Consider the following 19,333-nt stretch of genomic DNA (forward strand, 5'->3'; position numbering starts at 1 on the left):
ATTTATGTTAAGAATTGATGTCAATTGTAATAGAAAGGTATAATCGAGCACATTAAGGGAAGTGTTGATCATTCCCAGAGAATCAAGATGGCCACATATTATTGAAGCATTAAAGCTAGCCTTGATTTTTAGTTGTAGTCGTAGGGGTCACATTAAACAGCTTTAGTAATGCCCGGCCCATATTATATTTTTCTATGTTCGAGATCGTGAAATTTCCCATTTTGAAAAGTTGATCTGCCTTTTTTTAGCGTATGGATGGGTGCTAGGATATGATCGGGAAGAAGATATACTCCTCCAATAAGGAAAAGTAGGATCATGAAGAAAAATAATCCCGGTGTCAGGGAAAACTCCCCCAAAAAGGATGCGGCTCTTACATCTAGAATAACTGTTAAAAGTAAACTGAATAATAGGATAGGAAAAAAATCCAGAAATATAGAACTAGCCAGAGATTTTGTTTGAATGCCTATAAAAACATTACTTTGTAGCTTTCCATTTTCCCCGCACAAGGTTTCTGCCCGCTTGGATAGTTCAACGATTATAGGGCGGACGGCTTTCATGGATAAGAAAAAGTCAATTAAAGCGTGCATCACAGACGTAAATACACCAACGATCAATCCCAATAGCACCCAAGTGCCTGAATCTAGTTTTTCCCAATATATAAATAAAATAACAAGTATGGTTGCCCATAAGTAATGCACAATCAGGGTTTGCCATCTTTTTGATATACAATTAATTCACTGCATATCATTATGAATAAAGAGAATTGTATAATTGCCATTAACATAATTGTATCGGATAAAGTGATATCAATCTGATGAAATAGAAATAAACTTCCTGCTCCCAGAATGGTAATGACATTTTCCAAGATGTAATTATTATATATTTCTCTTTCGGATTTATAGAAAAGTTTTCAATAATTTCCCTACTGAAAGCATTTTGGATGCTCTTTCATAAGTCAGCACATTATAGCAAAATCCAGACTGGAATATATGTTTTATTCTTCAAATTATATGAAATAACATGAAAGGTAAATTTCAACTATATAATTCTATATCTCCAGATTTGTCAACCATTGGCTTTTCTGATAGTATAAATGTCCATTTCGTCTAAGCTCGGCATTTTATTAAATTTGATAAAAAGACAAGGAAGGGGAAGTGGTTTTATTGAGAAATCACCCTGATTTTGAACATGAACGACAGCGGCTGGATTTTACGAAACGTTATATGGATGTAGTCATCAAAACATCAGAAACAAGCAAAGATCAATTTCAGCGGAATATGCAAGAAGCTTTTGGCGATGCCGATTGGTCTGAATCAGGCTTATATTCTCAGTTGCTGACGACGGCCAACTTTTTTGAGATGTCCAAAACCGAACTTGAAAGTTTACGCAAAGCAAGTAAAAAGCCCTACTTTGCAAGAGTGGACTTTGAAAGGAATGACAGTGATAGTGGTGAAGTCCTTTATTTCGGAAAAACATCGCTTTATCAGAGGGAAAGCCAGGAACAGATCATCGTCGATTGGCGATCACCGATTGCAAACCTTTATTATGAGGGACGGATTGGTGAAATTGAATATGAAGCGGAAGGGGAAACATTCAGCGGGAACATCACTTTAAAAAGGCAGCTTATGATAGAAGAAGGTGTCTTGGAGGAGATAAGGGACATTGATTTGACAACAACGGATGAATTGTTGCAGGAATCCTTATCTAAAAGTTCCAGCAATCGATTGACAGATATCATTACCACGATCCAGGAAGAACAAAATAAAATCATTCGTGCAGATTTGAATAAACCGATCATTGTCCAGGGCGCAGCTGGCAGTGGTAAAACTACAATTGCTTTACATAGGATCTCTTATTTCATTTATCACTATAAAGACTTGTTCGATCCGCGACAATTAATGATTCTTGCTCCTAGCCGGGTTTTCATTGATTACATATCTGAAGCTTTACCTGAATTGGGTGTCGAAAAAGTAAAACAATTCACATTTTCCGAGTATGTTCAGGCAGCGATAGGAAAGCAAGTGAAGCTTGTAGAGGATGATAAATTAACTCGATTGCTGGAAAAGGATGATGAAGGAATTAATTCAGCCGTCTGGATATCAGGTCTTAAGGGCTCCCCTGCCTTTAAATATATATTGGACGAATATGTAAAAGATATTTTCAGGGGCTTTCATCCGGATGCTGATTTTTATTGTGATAAATATCGCCTCTATTCCGCTAAGAAGTTCATTAGATTATTGGAAGAGGATTATTGGTATTTACCGTTATACAGCAGGCTGGACAAACTGAAGGCCATTTTACAAAATGAAGTGAAATTGAAAAAGAAAATAATGCTTGAACGTGTTGTTGATTTTTATGAGGCCAAAATTGAGAAGGCACTCTATAAAAATATCGATCCAGTCATACGTAAGGATTTTGTTACAAAATGCCTCGATAAAAAGGAGGAAAGGATAGGACAGATCCAAAAGGCGATCCGTTCTTCGGTAAAAGGGTATTTTAAGCAATTCAAAAGTAAAGTTCTCTTGGATTACTATCAGGAATTATACCAAGATCCGGAGCGTCTCGCCTCTTACAGCAACGGTAAACTTACTGTTGAAGATGCTAGTGTTTTATGTGTGTATAATCATGAATTATTTTCTGCTAAAAGTTATGAGATGGAGGATTTAGGAGCATTATTATATCTTCAGGAGCGGCTTTTTGGTGTCGATAAAGAAAACAAAGCAAAAAATGTCGTCATTGATGAGGCGCAGGATTACAGTTTCATGCAGTTACAGGCACTCAAGACGGCAGTGGATACCGATATGTTCACACTTGTAGGCGATCTTGCACAAGGCATCCATTCATACCGCGGACTTCAAACATGGGAAGAGGTTCACAGTCGTATTTTCCCACGGGCGACGTATACTGAATTACAAAAAAGCTACAGAACAACTGTTGAAATAATGAAACAAGCCAATGAGATACTTCAGTTGTTAACTTATGATTTCCCTGAAGTTGAACCTGTAGTCCGTCATGGCAAGGATCCAGAATTCATTTCCATTGAAAAGGAAGGTTGGGAAGAAGAGCTCATCGAACTTATCGCAAGCCTTAAAGGAGAAGGTTTTAAAACGTTTGCCGTTATTGCCAAAACGATGAAAGATTGCAAACTGGCAAACGAGAAACTAAGTGGACTTCATAAAGGCTTCCATTTAATAGATGAAGCGGGAAACATCCCTAAAGATAAAACGTTGATTGTTCCTTCCTATCAAGCCAAAGGTCTAGAGTTCGATGTCGTATTTGCAATATCCCTGGAAGAAGCGTATTGCCATGGAAATGAGCTTGATATCAAATTGCTGTACGTCACAATGACAAGGCCATTGCACCGGCTTTATTTTTTAGGTAATGAGAAAAAGGCTTTCCTTATCAAGACATGAGAGGGGGAGGGTGGAATGTAACCACCCTCCGGGAAACACTCACAAATACAAAAGAACATCCTTGATATCTTCCCACCCAAAACCGACTTCGATGAGCTCGATGCCTGCCATTTTAACGGTTTTTTCAGCTATCACCTGCCCGCCAATGGCTCTGTAAAAACCGCATGACGGATTATCCTTTAATGCCCAGATTATTAAATTTTTATGTTCCATTTTCATAAGCTCATGTATGACGGCTTTTATCATTTTTCGTCCGAGTCCCTGTCGTTGATATTCTTTTAAAAAATAAATGGCATATACTTCACCTTGAATAGGCCAGTCATTCGTTTGTTCAGGTCCGCCGGCAGCGAAACCGATGATTTCCCCATTGGCGTTCTCCGCTATAAAGGTGACATTATGCAGCATCTTTAAATTTCTTAGCCAGTTTTTCTTTTTGGTTTCCAGATTCATGGAAGACAAATATTGATCCGGGAGGATTCCTTTATAAGTCGTTTTCCAGCTGTTTATATGTACATTTGCCATTCCATTTACATCTTCTTCTGTGGCTATCCTTATCTTCATGAAAAACACCTTCTGATTTTGTATTTTCCCCTAGAATATCATGGAAAAAGTGAATAAGCATTTTATTTATGTTTATAACCGCATGAGAAAGGATAAGAAATAAAAGAGTGATTCAACCAGATGAAGGGAAGGATGAGAAAGATGAAATTAAAAGTTGGTTTTTATTTTCCGGGCGGCAAAGACCTGGAGCATGAGGTAGAAGGCGATGACTCAACTCAAATGATTTCAAATATTCAAAAGCATCGTTATTATAATTTAGTTAAAGGCGATTGCCATTATGTCGTAGATACGGAAAAAGCAGCTTATTTTTCTGTAACGGAAATATTGGAATGAGAATAAACCGCATTGGACTTTTGTTCCATTGCGGTTTATTCTTTTTGTTGTAAGGAAACCGGAAAAGGAGTAACCGACAATGAAAATCAATTTTACCAAAAAACAGTATGAAACATTATTTAAAATGGTTCAGTACGGATATTGGGTTGCTTCCGATACTGAAGATAATAAAGAATTCAGTGAGATGGAACAGTATCTCAATTCCTTTGCCAAAGATTTCGGCATGGAAGGAGTACAGTTTGTGAAGGAATATGAAATTTATGATCTGAGCAGGGAATTGGAGGATCAACTTCATACAGTCATAAATGAGTATGAAGAAGGAGTGTTCAGGGATAAGCTTGCTTACCATTTGGCAAGAAAAGAGTTTGCCGAGGAATCGGAAAACCATGAATACAATCAGGAGGAAGCGTTTATCCGTATCATGGAACTCGAGGAAAAATATCATCTTCATATTGAAGAACACGGGTTACGTAAATTGAAGTTAGAAGAATAAAAAGAAAGAGGACTTAATTTGTCCTCTCTCCAGTTTCTCGACAATGAGGTCAGAATGGTCTCAATCCGTTTACTATTAGGGAATGAATATCATAAATTAAAACAAGACTTGGTTTTACTCCATGATTTTACCTGGTTAATTTGAACGTTGAAATTTCCGCTCCAAGCACTCGCTTTCCGCGGGTGGTCCGCCCTCGGCCCTCTTAGCGCCTGTGTGGTCTCCTTTGGATGCGCTTTTCCCGCAGGAGGCTCGTACCTTCCGTTCCAATCAACTGGATTGTTTTTTTAGAAAAACTGTACTGTAGAATGGTCTCATCCCGAAGCTGTTTAAGCTAGTTTATACTTTATGGATTTTTACTGTTTTATGAAACCCTCATTAGATTGAAGAAATTTGCGACACTCCTGCCGAATTACTGGCTGGCCAAGCCCCCGCTAGATGCTTCGGCGAGGAGGCTTGGCAGACAGTCGGCGGAAAGGGAGCGGATTTCTGAAAACAGCTGGAACGTTTACTAAATAAAAAAACTGCAGGCAAACTCACTGTTCTTCGAGTTTGTCTACAGTCTGGAGAGAGGGCATCATTGTCCTCTCTTTTCTTATTATGAAAAATCATAGTTTCCATGTTCGCATGAATGCAATGCCATCGGCCACTACGCAGCGGTTTTATACACCAGGATTTTGGCCTAATTTTTCAACTGTGTATTGGTAAAATGCATGTAAGTCATTTTGTGACGCAAAACCTGCTTGTGCAGTCTGTTCGTTCCCTCCGCCTTTCCCATTATACGAACTGAGTTCAGCTTTGAAATATTGTCCGCAATGAAAGGGAATGGCCCCACTGTGCGAAAGGATGATCTTTTGCTCTTTACGTGATGCTAATAATACGGTAACCTTTTCCTTTTTTACAATCGTACCTGCAAGGTATAGCAGTTCTTTCATTGAGCTATCTTCGAAAATTTGAGAGATGAATCCCCCTCCATTTTCTGCAAGCAGGGAGTCAGCAAGAAAATTTGCATTTTCAAGTTTTAAGTTTTCATTTGCCGATAGCAGCTGCTTATAGTCATTTTCCAGTTTCTCTACCCTATTAAGAATCTCTGTACGTCCGGTATTGAATTTATTCGATAATGCTGAAAGAATACCTAGACTTTCGGAATAATCGTTCAATGCCCTGAAGCCGCACTTAAAATAGAGACGGGTAAGTTCTTTCTGCTTCTCCGTTTTGAAAATTTTTATTAAGCCAATTTCACCGGTACGCCCTACATGGGTTCCACCGCAAGGGTTATATTCAATTCCTTCTATTTCAACAATACGGATATTCTCAGACACTTTAGGCATTTTGACGACAGGAAGTGTCTGTAATTGCTCGTTTGTCACGTAATAGATAAGTATTTCGCGATTTTCGATGATATATTGATTAACTAGCTTTTCAGCAGCAGCCGTATGTACTTGAGTCCATTGAAATCCTGACATTATATCGATCGTTAAATATTCCTTTCCAAGGTGGAAACTGACCGTATTAGAGTCGAACAGTTCCCTGCAGACAGCAGAGAGTAAATGCTGGCCGCTATGCTGTTGCATATGATCGAAGCGGCGAGACCAATCAAGTTCACAGTAAACGATCTCTGAATCTGGCCGCCTCTCCGTCTTATGAAGAATCTTTCCATCATTGCCTTTTATAACGTCAAGAACGGTGATTCCTTCTATTTTACCAGTATCTGCTGGCTGACCGCCCCCTTCGGGATAAAAAGCGGTTTCTTCAAGAGTGATGTAGTAAAAGCCATATTCCTCAAAGGTACTCTGAATTTTGGTATCCCATTGGGAAGTCTTGGGGGACGTGTAATACAATTTTTTTGTCATGAATGATTTCTTTTTCCTTTCAGTTGATCATTAAATTATATCACCGAAATACCTGAGTTTGAAATTGCGGGTTTAGAAGATTAGTCAGGTAAATAAGTAAACTTTATGACAAATTTTAAATAAATTGTGCAAGATGGCAATATTCTATTTATAGACTAACCCTTAAAAAAAATATGTGGAAATCATTCCATTAATTCAAAAGGTAATCGAACATTTAGAAATAAATACAGCGCAGCATGACATTCGGCTCAATATCGAAACCAAGGATTTAATGATTCTAGGGGATCGCTTAAAAATCGAACAAGCCTTTTAACCTGTTAAGCAATGCAATCAAATATTCTCCGGATGGGGGCAGGATCTCTCTCAGTGTATATAGCAGGAACGATATGCTTTCCGTAGATATCCAGGATGAGGGTGTAGGGATCCCAAAAGAATCACTGCCGCATTTATTACTGAAATTTTATAGGGTCGATAATTCAATCGCAGGCGGATTGGGGGAACGGGCCTTGGATTAGCCATTGTTGATGAAATCATAAAGTCACACAGCGGAAATGTTACGGTGGTTACCAATTAAGGACATGGAAATACATTTACCATATCCTTACCTAGAGTAACTCTGAAAGAAGTGGGGCTGAACTATGGTGGACAGTGGCTTCCACGTCAGCCATTTAAAAAGTGGTGGAAAGGCATTTCAAAAGCTAAAAACCTCACCTCCTGATGCCATAGTACTGGATATTCTTCTTGAAGAGGGAGAGATGGACGGAAGGACGATCCTGAGGGAATTAAAAGGATCCGCTGAATGAGGTTCCCGTTTTTGTATCGACCGCTCTTGACGTTAGGGAGAAGGGAATTTCCTTGAAAGAGCTAAGGATTATTTAGTTAAACCTTATAAACCGAGCCAATTATCCAAAGTGATCATGCATACCTTGTTAAGTAACGGTAAACAAGGACAGATTCTGATCCCGCAGGATTACATGAAGACGAAAAGGGTAAAAAATAAAAAATCGTAATAGGTATACAGAACAACAAAAAAATGATAAATTCAAATATGATGGAAAAATAAATAATTGGGTACAATTGTAGGTAAAGGTAAGTTACAGGAGGATATGAATACATGCAAAAAATTCAGGCCGGTATGGCTGTAGAGTTAGAAGTGGAACGTAAGGCTGATTTCGGATGGTTTTTAACGGACGGTTCAGAAGATGTCTTACTTCATCATAATGAAATGAATGAAGGAACGGAACTTGAACTTGGAGATGAAGTAACTGTGTTCATCTACCATGATAAACAAGCAAGGCTAACAGCGACAATGAAGATCCCCGAAATTCAGATTGATCAGTATGGTTGGGCGGAAGTTGTCAATGTGAAAAGGAAACTTGGTGTTTTTGTGAATATCGGCCTTTCCAAAGATATTCTTGTATCCCTAGACGACCTTCCGAATATTGATCGCTTATGGCCTGAGGTTGGAGATCGTCTATATGTTTCCCTGAAGACAGATCGACATGATCGCCTGTTTGGTAAACTTGCAACGGAAGATGTAATTCAGGAGATTGCAGTGAAAGCTCCATTAAAAGGTGTCCGTAACACCACTGTTAAGGGAAATGTCTATCGTTTGCTTATGGTTGGATCTTTCTTTATTTCACAAGAAGGATACCGCTGTTTCATTCACGAAAGTGAACGCAAGGAGGAGCCCCGTCTTGGTGAATTAGTTGAAGGGCGAGTCATTGATAGTAAAGAAGATGGAACGCTTAACGTTTCTTTAATTCCCTTTAAACAAGATTTAATGGGAGAAGATGCTGATGTCATTTTCACTTATTTAATGAATCGTGGCGGTGCTATGCCATATGGCGACAAAACGCCACCAGATGATATCCAGTTTAACTTCGGTTTAAGCAAGGGAGCGTTCAAACGTGCTCTCGGCAAACTGATGAAAGAAGAAAAGGTTTACCAGGAAGATGGATGGACATATTCCTCAGACCGTAAATGAAAAAAGGCAGCGGATTTTTCCGCTGCTTTTTTCATGTGAATTTCATTAAAAGAACTTCTTTTTACCTTTTTCTTCTTTTAAAATCTCCACAGCTTCCCTGAACCTCATCGAATGGACAATTTCCCTTTCACGTAAAAACCTGAGTGAATCATTGATATCAGGATCATCCGAGATGTCAATCAACCACTGGTAGGTTGCTCTGGCCTTCTCTTCAGCGGCGATATCTTCATATAAATCTGCAATGGGATCTCCTTTGGCTTGGATATAGGTGGCGGTCCAAGGATTCCCCGCTGCGTCATGATAATAAAGGGCACTATCATGATTGGCATAATGGTCACCTAGGCCAGCTGCAGCCATCTGCTGAGGAGTGGCGTCTTTTGTAAGCTTATAAATCATCGTCGCGATCATTTCCAGATGGGCAAATTCTTCAGTTCCGATATCAGTAAGCAAGCCAATCACTTTATCGGGTATTGTATATCGTTGATTTAAGTATCGGAGTGCTGCAGCCAACTCACCATCAGCACCCCCGTATTGTTCTATTAAATATTTTGCCAATCGAGGATTACAGTCTCTTACTTTAACTGGATATTGCAGCTTCTTTTCATAAACCCACATAGTTATCTCTCCTTATACCTGCCATGGCCAAGGGCCTTGGCCCCATTCCCATTTATTTTCACCGCCCGAACTGTTTCCAAAACCCAATAATGGACCATATTTAGGCTCGAAAACCGATTTCAATTGTTTGGAGTATTCATGAAATTGATTAAATTGCTGTAATGCTTGCTGATCGTTAGGATGTGTATCCAAATAATGAGTCAACTCGACAAGTACGAAATCGGCAGCCTGTATTTGTTCAAGCAACTGATAATATTCATCATCCAGTTTCTTATTCATTTACGTCTCCCTTTCCCGATATGGATTATCATAAAAATCATAAAAGAATTTCCAAAGTGTACCGTATTTCAAAGCTTCTTCCGGTGTGAACTGCTCCAAATTAGGCGGTTGAAAATTAATATACAAATTGGGAGGTGTCCGGTAGTACTTTCTCCCAATAGGCGGGCACGGATCGAATTTACTATGGAAAGGCTTATATGATTTAACTAAGGTAAAAGTTTTTTCGCGAGTCAAAAAAATACCTCCTTTGTAAAGATATAGCCTTTAATTCTTATGCCGGGGTAATGCATTATATGACTCCCTTGGTTTGGAAAGGGAATTAACTGGAAAATGATGTTTTTTTAGAATATTATAAAATCTTGTTATAGTCCCGTTATCTTACTGTGATGTTTGTCATCTATTCTTTATCTGTTTGTTCTTTGTATAGAAAAAAACTATGTTAAGATTTAACTCGTAGCTTATAAAGCAGCTCACAAGGAGGTAACAACATATGAAAAAATCAATCTTATCGTTAGCGGCAGCGGCTGCAATATCCGGTGCATTTACAATTCCGGTACAAGCAGAAGATGTCAAAGTGAAAGATGGAGACACATTATGGGGGATATCTCAAACATATAAAGTATCAATAGAAGATATTAAGTCTTGGAATGATTTGTCTTCAGACGCGATTTATGTCGGGGAAACCATACATATTTCTCAAGAAAAGCATTATAAAGTCAAGTCAGGGGACACATTATCGGACATTGCAGACAAATATGATGTAGCTGTAAATGATATTAAATCTTGGAACGGTTTAAATTCAGATACTATCCATCCGAATCAGGAACTAATCATTAAACCAGCGGCTAACAAAGTCGAAGCGGCGAGTGTAGAGCCTGCGCAGAAATCAGAGCAAGCTGCACCAGTAGAACAATCCGAACCAAAAGAAGAATCCAAGCCAGTAGAACAATCGAAGCCAGCAGAACAAACAAAGCCGGTTGAACAATCAGAACCAGCAGACACAAACAATGAATCCCAAGATCAACCGGAATCTGGAAAAGAGATTACTGTTAGTGCAACCGCCTATACGGCTGATTGTCAAGGCTGCAGCGGAACAACAGCCACAGGAGTGGACTTGAAAGCTAATCCTGATGCAAAAGTGATTGCCGTGGACCCTTCGGTCATTCCACTAGGATCAAAGGTTTATGTTGAAGGTTATGGCTACGCAACGGCAGCCGATACAGGCAGTGCCATCAAAGGAAATAGAGTGGACATATTTGTTCCAAACGAACAGGATGCCGTGAATTGGGGCGTTAAAAGCGTTAAAGTGCAAATCCTGAATTAATTTAACCATGCAAAACATGTTTATATATTGAAAAAAGCAGACACAGACATAATGTGTCTGCTTTTTTTATCCTTTTGGTTCACGGTAAAAGCAGGTACAATGAAAGTAATAGATCCTTATAAATCCTTACAAGGTAAATAGGAGGAGTAGTAAATTGATGGAAAAAGCACGTGAGTATTTACAAGAATATTTTGGATATGAGTCATTCAGAAAAGGTCAGGAACAGATTATCGAACAGGTGTTGGGAGGAATAAACACCGCGGGAATCATGCCTACTGGCGGAGGTAAATCGATATGTTACCAAATTCCAGCCCTTTTGTTACCTGGTATAACACTCGTGATCTCCCCACTTATTTCCTTGATGAAGGACCAAGTAGATGCCCTCGAACAAAACGGGATTGATGCCACATTTCTTAATAGCTCCATTTCTGGGTTAGAATCATCCAATAGAATGAACGATATTAAGCAAGGAAGATATAAATTGGTTTATGTGGCACCGGAACGCTTGGAAAATCCTGCATTTCAACAAGATTTATTTAATGTGGACATTTCATTGGTGGCCATTGATGAAGCCCACTGTATATCTCAATGGGGGCATGACTTCAGACCAAGCTATTTAAAAATCAAAACCTTATTGAAAAACATGCCATCTTCTCCGACTGTACTGGCATTAACGGCAACAGCCACTCCAAATGTGACCGATGATATTTGTCAGTCGCTCGGAATATCAGGGGAGCATACAATATCAACGGGATTTTCCAGAGATAACTTGTTCTTTTCCGTAGTGAAAGAAGAAAATCGCGGACGGTTTTTAATGCGCTATTTAGAGAAAAACAAAAATGAATCGGGTATCATATATGCAGCCACTAGGAAAGAAGTCGATTCCTTATATGCGAAGCTTATTAAAGCCGGGTTCAAAACAGGTCGATACCACGCTGGCATGAATGAACAAGACCGTTCGGAACAGCAGGACCAATTCATTCGGGATGACATTCCCTTGATGGTAGCGACATCTGCCTTTGGGATGGGAATCGATAAGTCGAATGTTAGATACGTCATCCATTACCAAACTCCTAAGAACATGGAGAGTTATTATCAGGAAGCGGGCCGTGCAGGGAGGGATGGTTTGGATAGTGAATGTATCCTTTTGTACTCCCCCCAGGATATGCAGATACAGCGTTTCTTGATCGATCAATCAAACCCTTCGCAGGAGTGGCAATCCCAGGAATTGAAGAAGTTGAACAGAATGAAGGATTATTGTTTTACCGAGGGGTGTTTGCAAGCTTTCATTCTTCGATACTTTGGAGATGAAAACCCTGAAGATTGCGGTCATTGCGAAAATTGTACAGATAAACGAGATTCTGTTGATGTAACTACACAGGCACAGATGGTCCTTTCATGCATGTTGCGAATGGGTGAGCGATTCGGTAAAACGATGATCTCCCAAGTCCTTACGGGTTCACGCAATAAGAAAATTGAAGAGTTTGGATTCCAGAAGCTTTCAACCTATGGAATCATCAATGATCAATCTGCAAAGGATGTAGGTGATTTCATTGATTTCCTGACAGCAAAACAGTATATCGAAATGACGGGCGGCCAATTTCCAGTCCTTAAAGTAACCAATGCTGGCAGGGAAGTGCTGTTGGGGCAGAAAAAAGTCCTGCGTAAGGAAATAAAAAAAGTAAGCAGCATCAGTGTGGATCATGGGTTGTTCGAAGAGTTGAGACAGTTAAGAAAAGAATTGGCAAGTAAGGAGAATGTACCTCCTTTCATTATTTTTTCCGATGCATCATTGAAAGATATGGCCGTCAAACTTCCGAGGACGGAAGAGGAATTCCTGGAAGTTAAAGGGGTAGGCACCCAGAAATTCGAACGCTTCGGTTACGTGTTCTTACAAGGGATTTCCCAGTATGTACAGGCACATCCTGAATTAGAAACGAATACTATGGTTACAAAAGAAACGGTAAAGCGAGCTACTAAACCATCTCACTTAGAAAGCTATCGCTTATATCAGGAAGGCAAATCAATCAAGGAAATAGGGACATTGAGAGGGCTGTCTTCCATTTCAATTGAAAATCATTTATTAAAGTGTGCAGAAGAACATTTGGATATCAAATGGGATGAGATATTCTTGGATGAAGAGTTTGATCTTGTTTTGGAAACTGCGAAACAATTGGATTCTGAAAAATTGAAACCACTAAAAGAAGCCTTGCCTGAGCATATTTCCTACTTCATGATTAAAGCGATCTTGGTTAAAGCAGGGCTGGAAAACGAAAGGTGATAAGATTTTCTGGATAATTTCTTCAGTGAATAAATAAGAAATTGGTTTAATGCGTATACTAGGAATGATAAAAAGGTGAAATTTCCCGCCTTTAATCAGAGTCTTTATATAAAAAAGAGGAGGTTGCTCATGTATTTTGGTAAAAAGAATTCAGAGGAACCAGAAATCGTTATGGAAGATACGATAGTATATGCGTGCGGATCCGCAGATTGCAATGGTTGGATGAGAAAAGATTTTGCCTCGGAAAACTATGATTGCCCAATGTGTGGAAGTCAATTGGTAGAGGAAGTCAGGGAACTTCCGAAAATTGAAAATGAGTATAATGCGTTTAAATAAAAGAGGTGTATCATAGCCTCTTTATTTTTTATTTTTTAAAAAGAAGTATGCCGGAGTGGTTTCATTCTGGATTAATGCTTTACATATAAAAAAATGTATGGTATTATTAAATTTCAGTGTTATGAAAAGAATGCACTGGAGGGTAATTTAAAGTAACATTTTTATTAATAAAATAATTTTTCATCATTTTTATGATGAAGTAGAAACAAGTTAAACATATCTAGAAAAAGAAATACATGTAATCACCAAGTATTTTCCTCGATCCATTTCTGTTCTTCATTAACTTACTTCTATGTACCATTTGTCTTTTGGAATTTAATCTACCCAATTGGAATTACGGACGGTTTTAATTAATAAACATGTACTTACAAGCTTTTATCTGATTCTCGCAGGCACGGTCTAGGAACCGTATGGATGGGAGAGAGGCAGGGCTTTCATTGTTTTAGGTTTTGGCATTAAAAATTACTCTCATGCTCAATTCGCTTTGAAATGTTCATCGAACGAGCAGGAAGAACCATATGGAATGGATTCTTAAACAGCGCAGTCTCGATTATCTTGAAGGGTAAGTCAGGGACTGTGTTTCATTTCGAGGAATCATTTCTTTTTTAGAATCTTTCCACAAATATATAAAGCATATATATGGTATAATGGTTACTGAGATATGAAAAATTCATGTCGTAATCTCAAGTTCTTACCATTTAGAAAGTTTGGTTGAAAGAACAATATAATCATACTTAGATTTGCGAATGGTTATTTACTCACAATTTAGATTAAACGCCATCTATTCTTTTTTTATCTTTATGGCTTGTGATCTGTTATGCAGGACGGAGTCAATTATATTCTAAGGAGTGAGATATATGTATAGAAGAAATAATACGGAAGAAATCATTCCTGAAGAAACAAAGGTGTGGGAATGTACATCAGAAGATTGCAAAGGTTGGATTCGCGATAACTTTACGAGTAATGATGAACACGTTTGTCCGTTATGTAGCAGCGAGATGAAACCCGGCACCAGAATGCTTCAAGCAATCAACAATCCAAGAAATTATTAAGGCTATAAAAAAAGCTGAAGGGAATTCTCCCTTCAGCTTTTTTTATCTTTTTGCCAATTGGAGGAAGCAAAAAGTAGGTGAGATTAGTGGATATCTTTTTTCTTGAATCGACCGCCTCGAACTTCCGCGATATCCCCTACGGCAAGAAATGCAGATGGATCGAAGCTTTTGACTATCTCTTTAAGTTTAGCTTCCTCAAGCCTGTTTATTACACAAAAGATGACTTTTTTATCATCACCAGAATAAGCACCTTCGCCAGCTAAAAAGGTTACGCCCCGTCCAAGGCGATTCATTATGGCTTCGCCGATATCATTAAATTCATCACTGATAATCCAAACAAATTTGGATTCGTCCAAACCTGCGATGACGATATCCATCGTTTTATATGCCACGAAGTAAGCTATGATCGAATACATGGCACGATCCCACGAGAAAACGAAGCCCGCACTGCCAAGGATGAATAAATTAAAAAACATCACGATCTCCCCAACGGAAAAGGGGATCTTCTTGCTAGCGAGTATGGCAAGTATTTCTGTACCATCCAATGAGCCGCCATATCGAATGACCATTCCAACACCAATGCCAAGAATCATTCCGCCGAAAGCGGACGCTAGGAGGATATCTTGAGTGAAAGCTGGTACATGATGAAGCAATGTAGTGGTAATGGAAAGGACCAAAATTCCATAAAGAGTAGATAATGCGAAGGTTTTTCCGATCTGTTTATACCCGATGAAAAAGAAAGGAAGATTTAAAACGAAAAGAAAAATTCCGAGTTTCCATCCAGTGATGTACGATAACATAATCGATATACCCGTTATGCCCCCGTCGATTACGTTATTCGGCACTAAAAAAATCTCGAGGCCGACTGCCATCAAAACCGCACCGATTGTAATTAATAGACCTCTCTGTAATATTTGTCTCAGTGTTAATTTTTTATGCTGTGTCTTCTTTTGCATAATTTCTGTTGTACTTGCACCTGCCAGGTCTGACATAATCATGCCCCCCACTCCTTCTCTCTATATAGGTTCTATTTAATTATAAACCTATAGGTATAAGTAAATAAAGAAATTAACATTCTTGATTAATATATTCCTGTATAATTATTTTTGTTATTGATAATGTCCTGCAATGATGAAGCAGGGTTGTGAAAGCTTGTCATTACCATGTATTCCTATTCTACTCCATATAAAACAATAGTATTTCTAATGTTATTGATTTTTATGAAAGAAACCTGCATTTTCTTGAGATATGGGGTGCACCGAAAGAATCAGTGTGTAAATATAGGAGTAAGGAAATAAAAAACCTTTGAGGTACTATGAATTTCCATTACAATATAGGAAAATAGAACGTTTGAGGTGATCAAGTAAAAAAATGGAACAATCAATTGTGGCATCAAATCCTGTTCTCTTTATGATAGCAGTACTTTTGATAATAATGGCGTGTTATACGGCGTTGGATTTACTGACAACATTACTGACGATAGAGAGATATAAACGCCTAGTGTATATAGGGAGCAGCTGCTCTATGGGTGTGGCTATTTGGACGCTTAATTTTGTGGTCATATTCACCCTCGATAATTCAGGAATGGGAGCATACAACTTTTCTACAATAATTTTTTCGTTAGCATTAGCGATCGCTCTCGCAGGGGTTGGGTTATTGGCCATATCGTATAAAACACAAGTCCTGCAAATTGTTTTTTGCGGCTTCATGTTTACGATGGCTATATTATCTAATTATATAATGGGAACATCTTCTTTAAACCACTCTTTGCACTTTAGCCCATTGTCAGTCTTAAGTACGCTTTTCAGTATCTTTATTTTATTTGTAGCAGCACTTGCAATATTATTTTATTTTAATAAATTAAGTCAATCTTCACTAAAGCCAGTCAGTACTCTCATGATGAGTGGGGCAATCATTGAAGGCTATTATCTTTTTTTGAGAGTGTTACCAATGAACGCGAAAAATGAAACGGGTGAATTTGTTCCACTCACTCCAATTATGCTTTATCTTACATGCTTCGTTTCATTATTCATCCTTGCCAGCTTGATAGCTTCAAGTACGATCGTTGGCCGGCGGTTAGCAAAAAGTGATAATACTGTGAGCGATATCCGTTATGCTTTAGATCAATCGGCGATCGTCGCCATCACGGATGCAAAAGGAATCATTACATATGTTAACGAAAAATTCCTGGAAATATCACAATATGAAAAACATGAACTAATAGGGAAAAATCATTCCATAATCAATTCTGGTTATCATGCAAAAGAATTTTTCACTGACTTATGGCTAACGATCAGCCAAGGCAAAACATGGCATGGTGAAATATGCAATCGGTCTAAAGATGGTAATGTTTATTGGGTGGATACAACTATCGTTCCTTTTATGAAAAAGGGTAAACCATATCAATATATTTCCATCCGTTCGGATATTTCCAGTCGTAAAAAAGCAGAAAATGCTTTAAAGGGGTCGATCAAGGAACTAGAAGATATGCATTATGCCATCAACCAATCCTTGATTGTGGCGATTACCGATGATAAAGGAGTCATTATCGAAGTGAATGAAAAGTTCTCAGAGGTTTCCGGTTATGGGAGAGGTGAATTGATAGGCCAGACCCATAAGATAGTTAATTCTGGATACCACACAAAGGAATTCTTTGAACAAATGTGGAAGACCGTCCATGAACGGAAAGTTTGGAAAGGTGAAATTAGAAACAAGGCGAAAGACGGCAGTTTTTATTGGGTCGATACAACAATTGTTCCATTTTTCAGCGAACAAGGAAAGCCATTTCAGTTTTTGGCACTTAGATATGACATAACTGAGCGTAAACAATCGGAAGAGATGCTCCATCGGCAGGATAAATTAGCCTCTGTCGGTCAGCTTGCTGCTGGGGTCGCACATGAAATACGGAATCCGCTGACCTCCATGAAAGGGTATACGGAATTTTTGCAATTGGATGAATCGGACAAAAATAAACAAGAATATCTGGAAATAATCATGGATGAAATCAACCGTGTGAATGAGATAGTTGAAGAGTTCTTACAATTGGCCAAACCACAGGCCTTAATTTTGGAAACGAAGAATCTTGTGCCGATCATTCAAAACGTTGTATCTTTGACGGAGTTTGAAGCCAGGAAGAAGAACATCACGCTGATTTCGGATTGTAATGACGAAGAAATCCTCGTTCGTTGTGATGAGAATCGATTAAAACAAGTCATCTTGAACTTCATTAAAAATGGTATGGAAGCCATGCCTGACGGTGGGTTCATAAAAGTCATTACTGAACTTAAAGAGGATAAAGTGCATATATCGATTACCGACACAGGAATTGGGATGCCGCCAGAGCAGCTTAAGAGACTGGGAGAACCATTTTTCACAACGAAAAAATCTGGTAATGGGTTAGGTCTCATGATCAGCTTTAAAATCATAGAAAGCCATTTGGGAAATGTCTTTGTCGAGAGCGAGGTCAATAAAGGTACAGTCTTTAAAATCGTGCTCCCTATTTAGAATGCCTGATAGGAAGCATTGAAAAAATCAACAACTTTGTAAAAGATGTCTGCATGGGGGAACTGGATTTGGAAAAACAAAAGCATGTCAATATTATTAGCTTGAAGGTATTTTACCTTTTTTCTTTTTTTGCAGTAGGAAGTTTAACACCGCTATTAAGCGTTTATTTGGCCAATGAGGCAGGATTGTCCGGTATTGAAATAGGTACGATCATGTCTGTTGGACCGATAGTGATGATCGTTTTTCAACCTTTTTGGGGAATTGTCTGTGATTGGAGCGGGAGACCAGCAAAAATACTTGCGATGACATCGTTGCTGGCTGGTGTATTCGGTTTAGGCTACTTGCTGTTCGAGCACTATCTACTTATAGTATCCGTCGCAATCGCTTTGGCTATCTTTCAAAGTGCGATAATACCAGTTTCAGATAGCATCACCCTTCAATATACAACAAAAATCAAATCAAATTATGGGAAAATCCGTTTATTCGGATCACTTGGTTACGGTGTGGCCGTTTTTGTAATGGGAAAGTTATCTGAATCCTTCATGGGTCCTTCCGTTATATTTTATGCCTTTTTCTTCGGCCTTTTGATCGCGGCTAGTCTGGCTCTTCGTTTGCCCGAAGAGCCACCTGGGGAAAGGGTGAAGCTTTTCGGTGGAATGAAAGAATTGATCACCATGAAACGTTTTCTTATCTTTCTTGCAATAACGTTCTTACTTTTTGGTCCTAATCTTGCAAATAATGTATATTATGGTTTGTTTGTCGAGGCAAGAGGCGGGACATATACAGGAATTGGCATTGCGTTCCTTTTAGCTGTATTATCGGAAATCCCCTTTATGAGAATCGCAAGTACCTGGATTCATAAGATAGGCCTGCTTCCAATTACCTTATTGGCTGGAACGGCTTCATTGGTCCGCTGGGTTTTGTACTTTACCGAACCAAGTTTGGCTATCGTATATGTGACTTCGATCATTCAAGGGTTTTCTCTTGGCTTATTCATTCCTGCAGCTTTACAATATATCAGGGAAGTTGTCCCTGCACGTATAACAGTAACAGCAATAACGCTTTATTCTGCCATTGGCAATGGATTGGGGAACTGGTTCAGTACCTTCAGCGGCGGGATAATCTTGGATAAATCAGGAATATATTCAGTCTATTTATTTTATGGTTCACTCACACTGATCGGGATGCTGCTTACAATTTGGCTCATGAGGTTAGAAAAAAATTTAAGAGTAATGGAAAAACCCATAGGAATATTAGAAAAATGATGGGAAATATCTTCTAATCCAAAGTGAGAGACCTCTTCCA

General features: G+C 38.7%; 19 protein-coding genes. 13 read left to right on the forward strand and 6 right to left on the reverse strand.

The window, feature by feature from the left end; all coding sequences use genetic code 11:
* Positions 1–315: 315 nt before the first annotated feature.
* Positions 316–459, forward strand: coding sequence for a hypothetical protein (locus Q8G36_RS13940; RefSeq protein ID WP_305160484.1), 144 nt, complete (start codon positions 316–318; stop codon positions 457–459).
* Positions 460–1,154: 695 nt separating this feature from the next.
* Positions 1,155–3,413, forward strand: a complete 2,259-nt coding sequence (locus Q8G36_RS13945; protein WP_305160483.1) for a HelD family protein — start codon at positions 1,155–1,157, stop codon at positions 3,411–3,413.
* Between the two features lie 39 nt (positions 3,414–3,452).
* On the opposite strand, the gene Q8G36_RS13950 is transcribed toward Q8G36_RS13945, so the two are convergent.
* Positions 3,453–3,974 (reverse strand): GNAT family N-acetyltransferase, encoded by a 522-nt coding sequence (locus Q8G36_RS13950; protein WP_305160482.1) that lies wholly within the window; start codon positions 3,972–3,974, stop codon positions 3,453–3,455.
* A gap of 141 nt (positions 3,975–4,115) precedes the next feature.
* Between Q8G36_RS13950 and Q8G36_RS13955 the strand changes: the two genes are divergently transcribed.
* Entirely contained in the window at positions 4,116–4,307 is a 192-nt protein-coding gene (locus Q8G36_RS13955; protein WP_305160481.1) for a hypothetical protein, read from the forward strand.
* Positions 4,308–4,386: 79 nt separating this feature from the next.
* Positions 4,387–4,800, forward strand: coding sequence for a hypothetical protein (locus tag Q8G36_RS13960; RefSeq protein WP_305160480.1), 414 nt, complete (start codon positions 4,387–4,389; stop codon positions 4,798–4,800).
* 659 nt (positions 4,801–5,459) lie between these two features.
* Here the strand turns inward: Q8G36_RS13960 and Q8G36_RS13965 are convergent.
* Positions 5,460–6,650: an alanyl-tRNA editing protein gene (locus Q8G36_RS13965; protein WP_305160479.1), complete on the reverse strand. Its 1,191-nt coding sequence runs from the start codon at positions 6,648–6,650 to the stop codon at positions 5,460–5,462.
* Between the two features lie 314 nt (positions 6,651–6,964).
* On the opposite strand from Q8G36_RS13965, the gene Q8G36_RS13970 reads away from it, so the two are divergent.
* From Q8G36_RS13970 to Q8G36_RS13980, 3 genes are all read left to right on the forward strand, one after another.
* Positions 6,965–7,165, forward strand: coding sequence for a sensor histidine kinase (locus Q8G36_RS13970; protein WP_305160569.1), 201 nt, complete (start codon positions 6,965–6,967; stop codon positions 7,163–7,165).
* Between the two features lie 123 nt (positions 7,166–7,288).
* On the forward strand, positions 7,289–7,453 hold the full coding sequence (locus Q8G36_RS13975; RefSeq protein ID WP_305160478.1) for a hypothetical protein: 165 nt from the start codon (positions 7,289–7,291) through the stop codon (positions 7,451–7,453).
* Between the two features lie 311 nt (positions 7,454–7,764).
* Positions 7,765–8,637, forward strand: coding sequence for a CvfB family protein (locus tag Q8G36_RS13980; protein ID WP_305160477.1), 873 nt, complete (start codon positions 7,765–7,767; stop codon positions 8,635–8,637).
* Between the two features lie 45 nt (positions 8,638–8,682).
* Here Q8G36_RS13980 and cotJC read toward each other — a convergent pair whose 3' ends face one another.
* From cotJC to Q8G36_RS13995, 3 genes are read right to left on the reverse strand one after another with little or no spacing between them, the layout of a single operon-like run.
* On the reverse strand, positions 8,683–9,252 hold the full coding sequence (gene cotJC, locus Q8G36_RS13985; RefSeq protein ID WP_305160476.1) for a spore coat protein CotJC: 570 nt from the start codon (positions 9,250–9,252) through the stop codon (positions 8,683–8,685).
* 12 nt (positions 9,253–9,264) lie between these two features.
* Positions 9,265–9,531, reverse strand: coding sequence for a spore coat protein CotJB (locus Q8G36_RS13990; RefSeq protein ID WP_305160475.1), 267 nt, complete (start codon positions 9,529–9,531; stop codon positions 9,265–9,267).
* Complete coding sequence (locus Q8G36_RS13995; protein WP_063234475.1) at positions 9,532–9,765, reverse strand: spore coat associated protein CotJA; 234 nt, start codon at positions 9,763–9,765, stop codon at positions 9,532–9,534.
* 256 nt (positions 9,766–10,021) lie between these two features.
* Here Q8G36_RS13995 and Q8G36_RS14000 point away from each other — a divergent pair, with 256 nt between their 5' ends.
* The 4 genes from Q8G36_RS14000 (at position 10,022) to Q8G36_RS14015 (ending at position 14,524) form a co-directional block, all read left to right on the forward strand.
* Positions 10,022–10,855, forward strand: a complete 834-nt coding sequence (locus tag Q8G36_RS14000; RefSeq protein WP_305160474.1) for a 3D domain-containing protein — start codon at positions 10,022–10,024, stop codon at positions 10,853–10,855.
* A 154-nt stretch (positions 10,856–11,009) separates the two neighbouring features.
* On the forward strand, positions 11,010–13,136 hold the full coding sequence (gene recQ, locus Q8G36_RS14005) for a DNA helicase RecQ (protein WP_305160473.1): 2,127 nt from the start codon (positions 11,010–11,012) through the stop codon (positions 13,134–13,136).
* Positions 13,137–13,265: 129 nt separating this feature from the next.
* Positions 13,266–13,472: a cold-inducible protein YdjO-related protein gene (locus Q8G36_RS14010; protein WP_061463486.1), complete on the forward strand. Its 207-nt coding sequence runs from the start codon at positions 13,266–13,268 to the stop codon at positions 13,470–13,472.
* A gap of 857 nt (positions 13,473–14,329) precedes the next feature.
* Complete coding sequence (locus Q8G36_RS14015; RefSeq protein WP_034307294.1) at positions 14,330–14,524, forward strand: cold-shock protein; 195 nt, start codon at positions 14,330–14,332, stop codon at positions 14,522–14,524.
* Positions 14,525–14,607: 83 nt separating this feature from the next.
* On the opposite strand, the gene Q8G36_RS14020 is transcribed toward Q8G36_RS14015, so the two are convergent.
* Positions 14,608–15,522 carry a YitT family protein gene (locus Q8G36_RS14020; protein WP_305160472.1) on the reverse strand — a complete coding sequence of 305 codons (915 nt, stop codon included), beginning with the start codon at positions 15,520–15,522 and terminating at the stop codon, positions 14,608–14,610.
* 373 nt (positions 15,523–15,895) lie between these two features.
* Here Q8G36_RS14020 and Q8G36_RS14025 point away from each other — a divergent pair, with 373 nt between their 5' ends.
* Entirely contained in the window at positions 15,896–18,028 is a 2,133-nt protein-coding gene (locus tag Q8G36_RS14025) for a PAS domain S-box protein (RefSeq protein ID WP_305160471.1), read from the forward strand.
* A gap of 68 nt (positions 18,029–18,096) precedes the next feature.
* Positions 18,097–19,293, forward strand: coding sequence for an MFS transporter (locus Q8G36_RS14030; protein ID WP_370694054.1), 1,197 nt, complete (start codon positions 18,097–18,099; stop codon positions 19,291–19,293).
* Positions 19,294–19,333 lie beyond the last annotated feature (40 nt).

This window comes from Peribacillus frigoritolerans, from assembly GCF_030676415.1.
Taxonomy (GTDB): Bacteria; Bacillota; Bacilli; order Bacillales; family DSM-1321; genus Peribacillus; species Peribacillus frigoritolerans_A.

Excerpts from the sequence above, each read along its gene's own strand:
- Q8G36_RS13940 (WP_305160484.1), top strand. The coding sequence starts at position 316 with ATGAAGAAAAATAATCCCGGTGTCAGGGAAAACTCCCCCAAAAAGGAT.
- Q8G36_RS13950 (WP_305160482.1), bottom strand. The coding sequence starts at position 3,974 with ATGAAGATAAGGATAGCCACAGAAGAAGATGTAAATGGAATGGCAAAT.
- Q8G36_RS13955 (WP_305160481.1), top strand. The coding sequence starts at position 4,116 with ATGAAATTAAAAGTTGGTTTTTATTTTCCGGGCGGCAAAGACCTGGAG.
- Q8G36_RS13960 (WP_305160480.1), top strand. The coding sequence starts at position 4,387 with ATGAAAATCAATTTTACCAAAAAACAGTATGAAACATTATTTAAAATG.
- Q8G36_RS13965 (WP_305160479.1), bottom strand. The coding sequence starts at position 6,650 with ATGACAAAAAAATTGTATTACACGTCCCCCAAGACTTCCCAATGGGAT.
- Q8G36_RS13975 (WP_305160478.1), top strand. The coding sequence starts at position 7,289 with ATGGTGGACAGTGGCTTCCACGTCAGCCATTTAAAAAGTGGTGGAAAG.
- Q8G36_RS13980 (WP_305160477.1), top strand. The coding sequence starts at position 7,765 with ATGCAAAAAATTCAGGCCGGTATGGCTGTAGAGTTAGAAGTGGAACGT.
- cotJC (WP_305160476.1), bottom strand. The coding sequence starts at position 9,252 with ATGTGGGTTTATGAAAAGAAGCTGCAATATCCAGTTAAAGTAAGAGAC.
- Q8G36_RS13990 (WP_305160475.1), bottom strand. The coding sequence starts at position 9,531 with ATGAATAAGAAACTGGATGATGAATATTATCAGTTGCTTGAACAAATA.
- Q8G36_RS14000 (WP_305160474.1), top strand. The coding sequence starts at position 10,022 with ATGAAAAAATCAATCTTATCGTTAGCGGCAGCGGCTGCAATATCCGGT.
- Q8G36_RS14010 (WP_061463486.1), top strand. The coding sequence starts at position 13,266 with ATGTATTTTGGTAAAAAGAATTCAGAGGAACCAGAAATCGTTATGGAA.
- Q8G36_RS14015 (WP_034307294.1), top strand. The coding sequence starts at position 14,330 with ATGTATAGAAGAAATAATACGGAAGAAATCATTCCTGAAGAAACAAAG.
- Q8G36_RS14020 (WP_305160472.1), bottom strand. The coding sequence starts at position 15,522 with ATGATTATGTCAGACCTGGCAGGTGCAAGTACAACAGAAATTATGCAA.
- Q8G36_RS14025 (WP_305160471.1), top strand. The coding sequence starts at position 15,896 with ATGGAACAATCAATTGTGGCATCAAATCCTGTTCTCTTTATGATAGCA.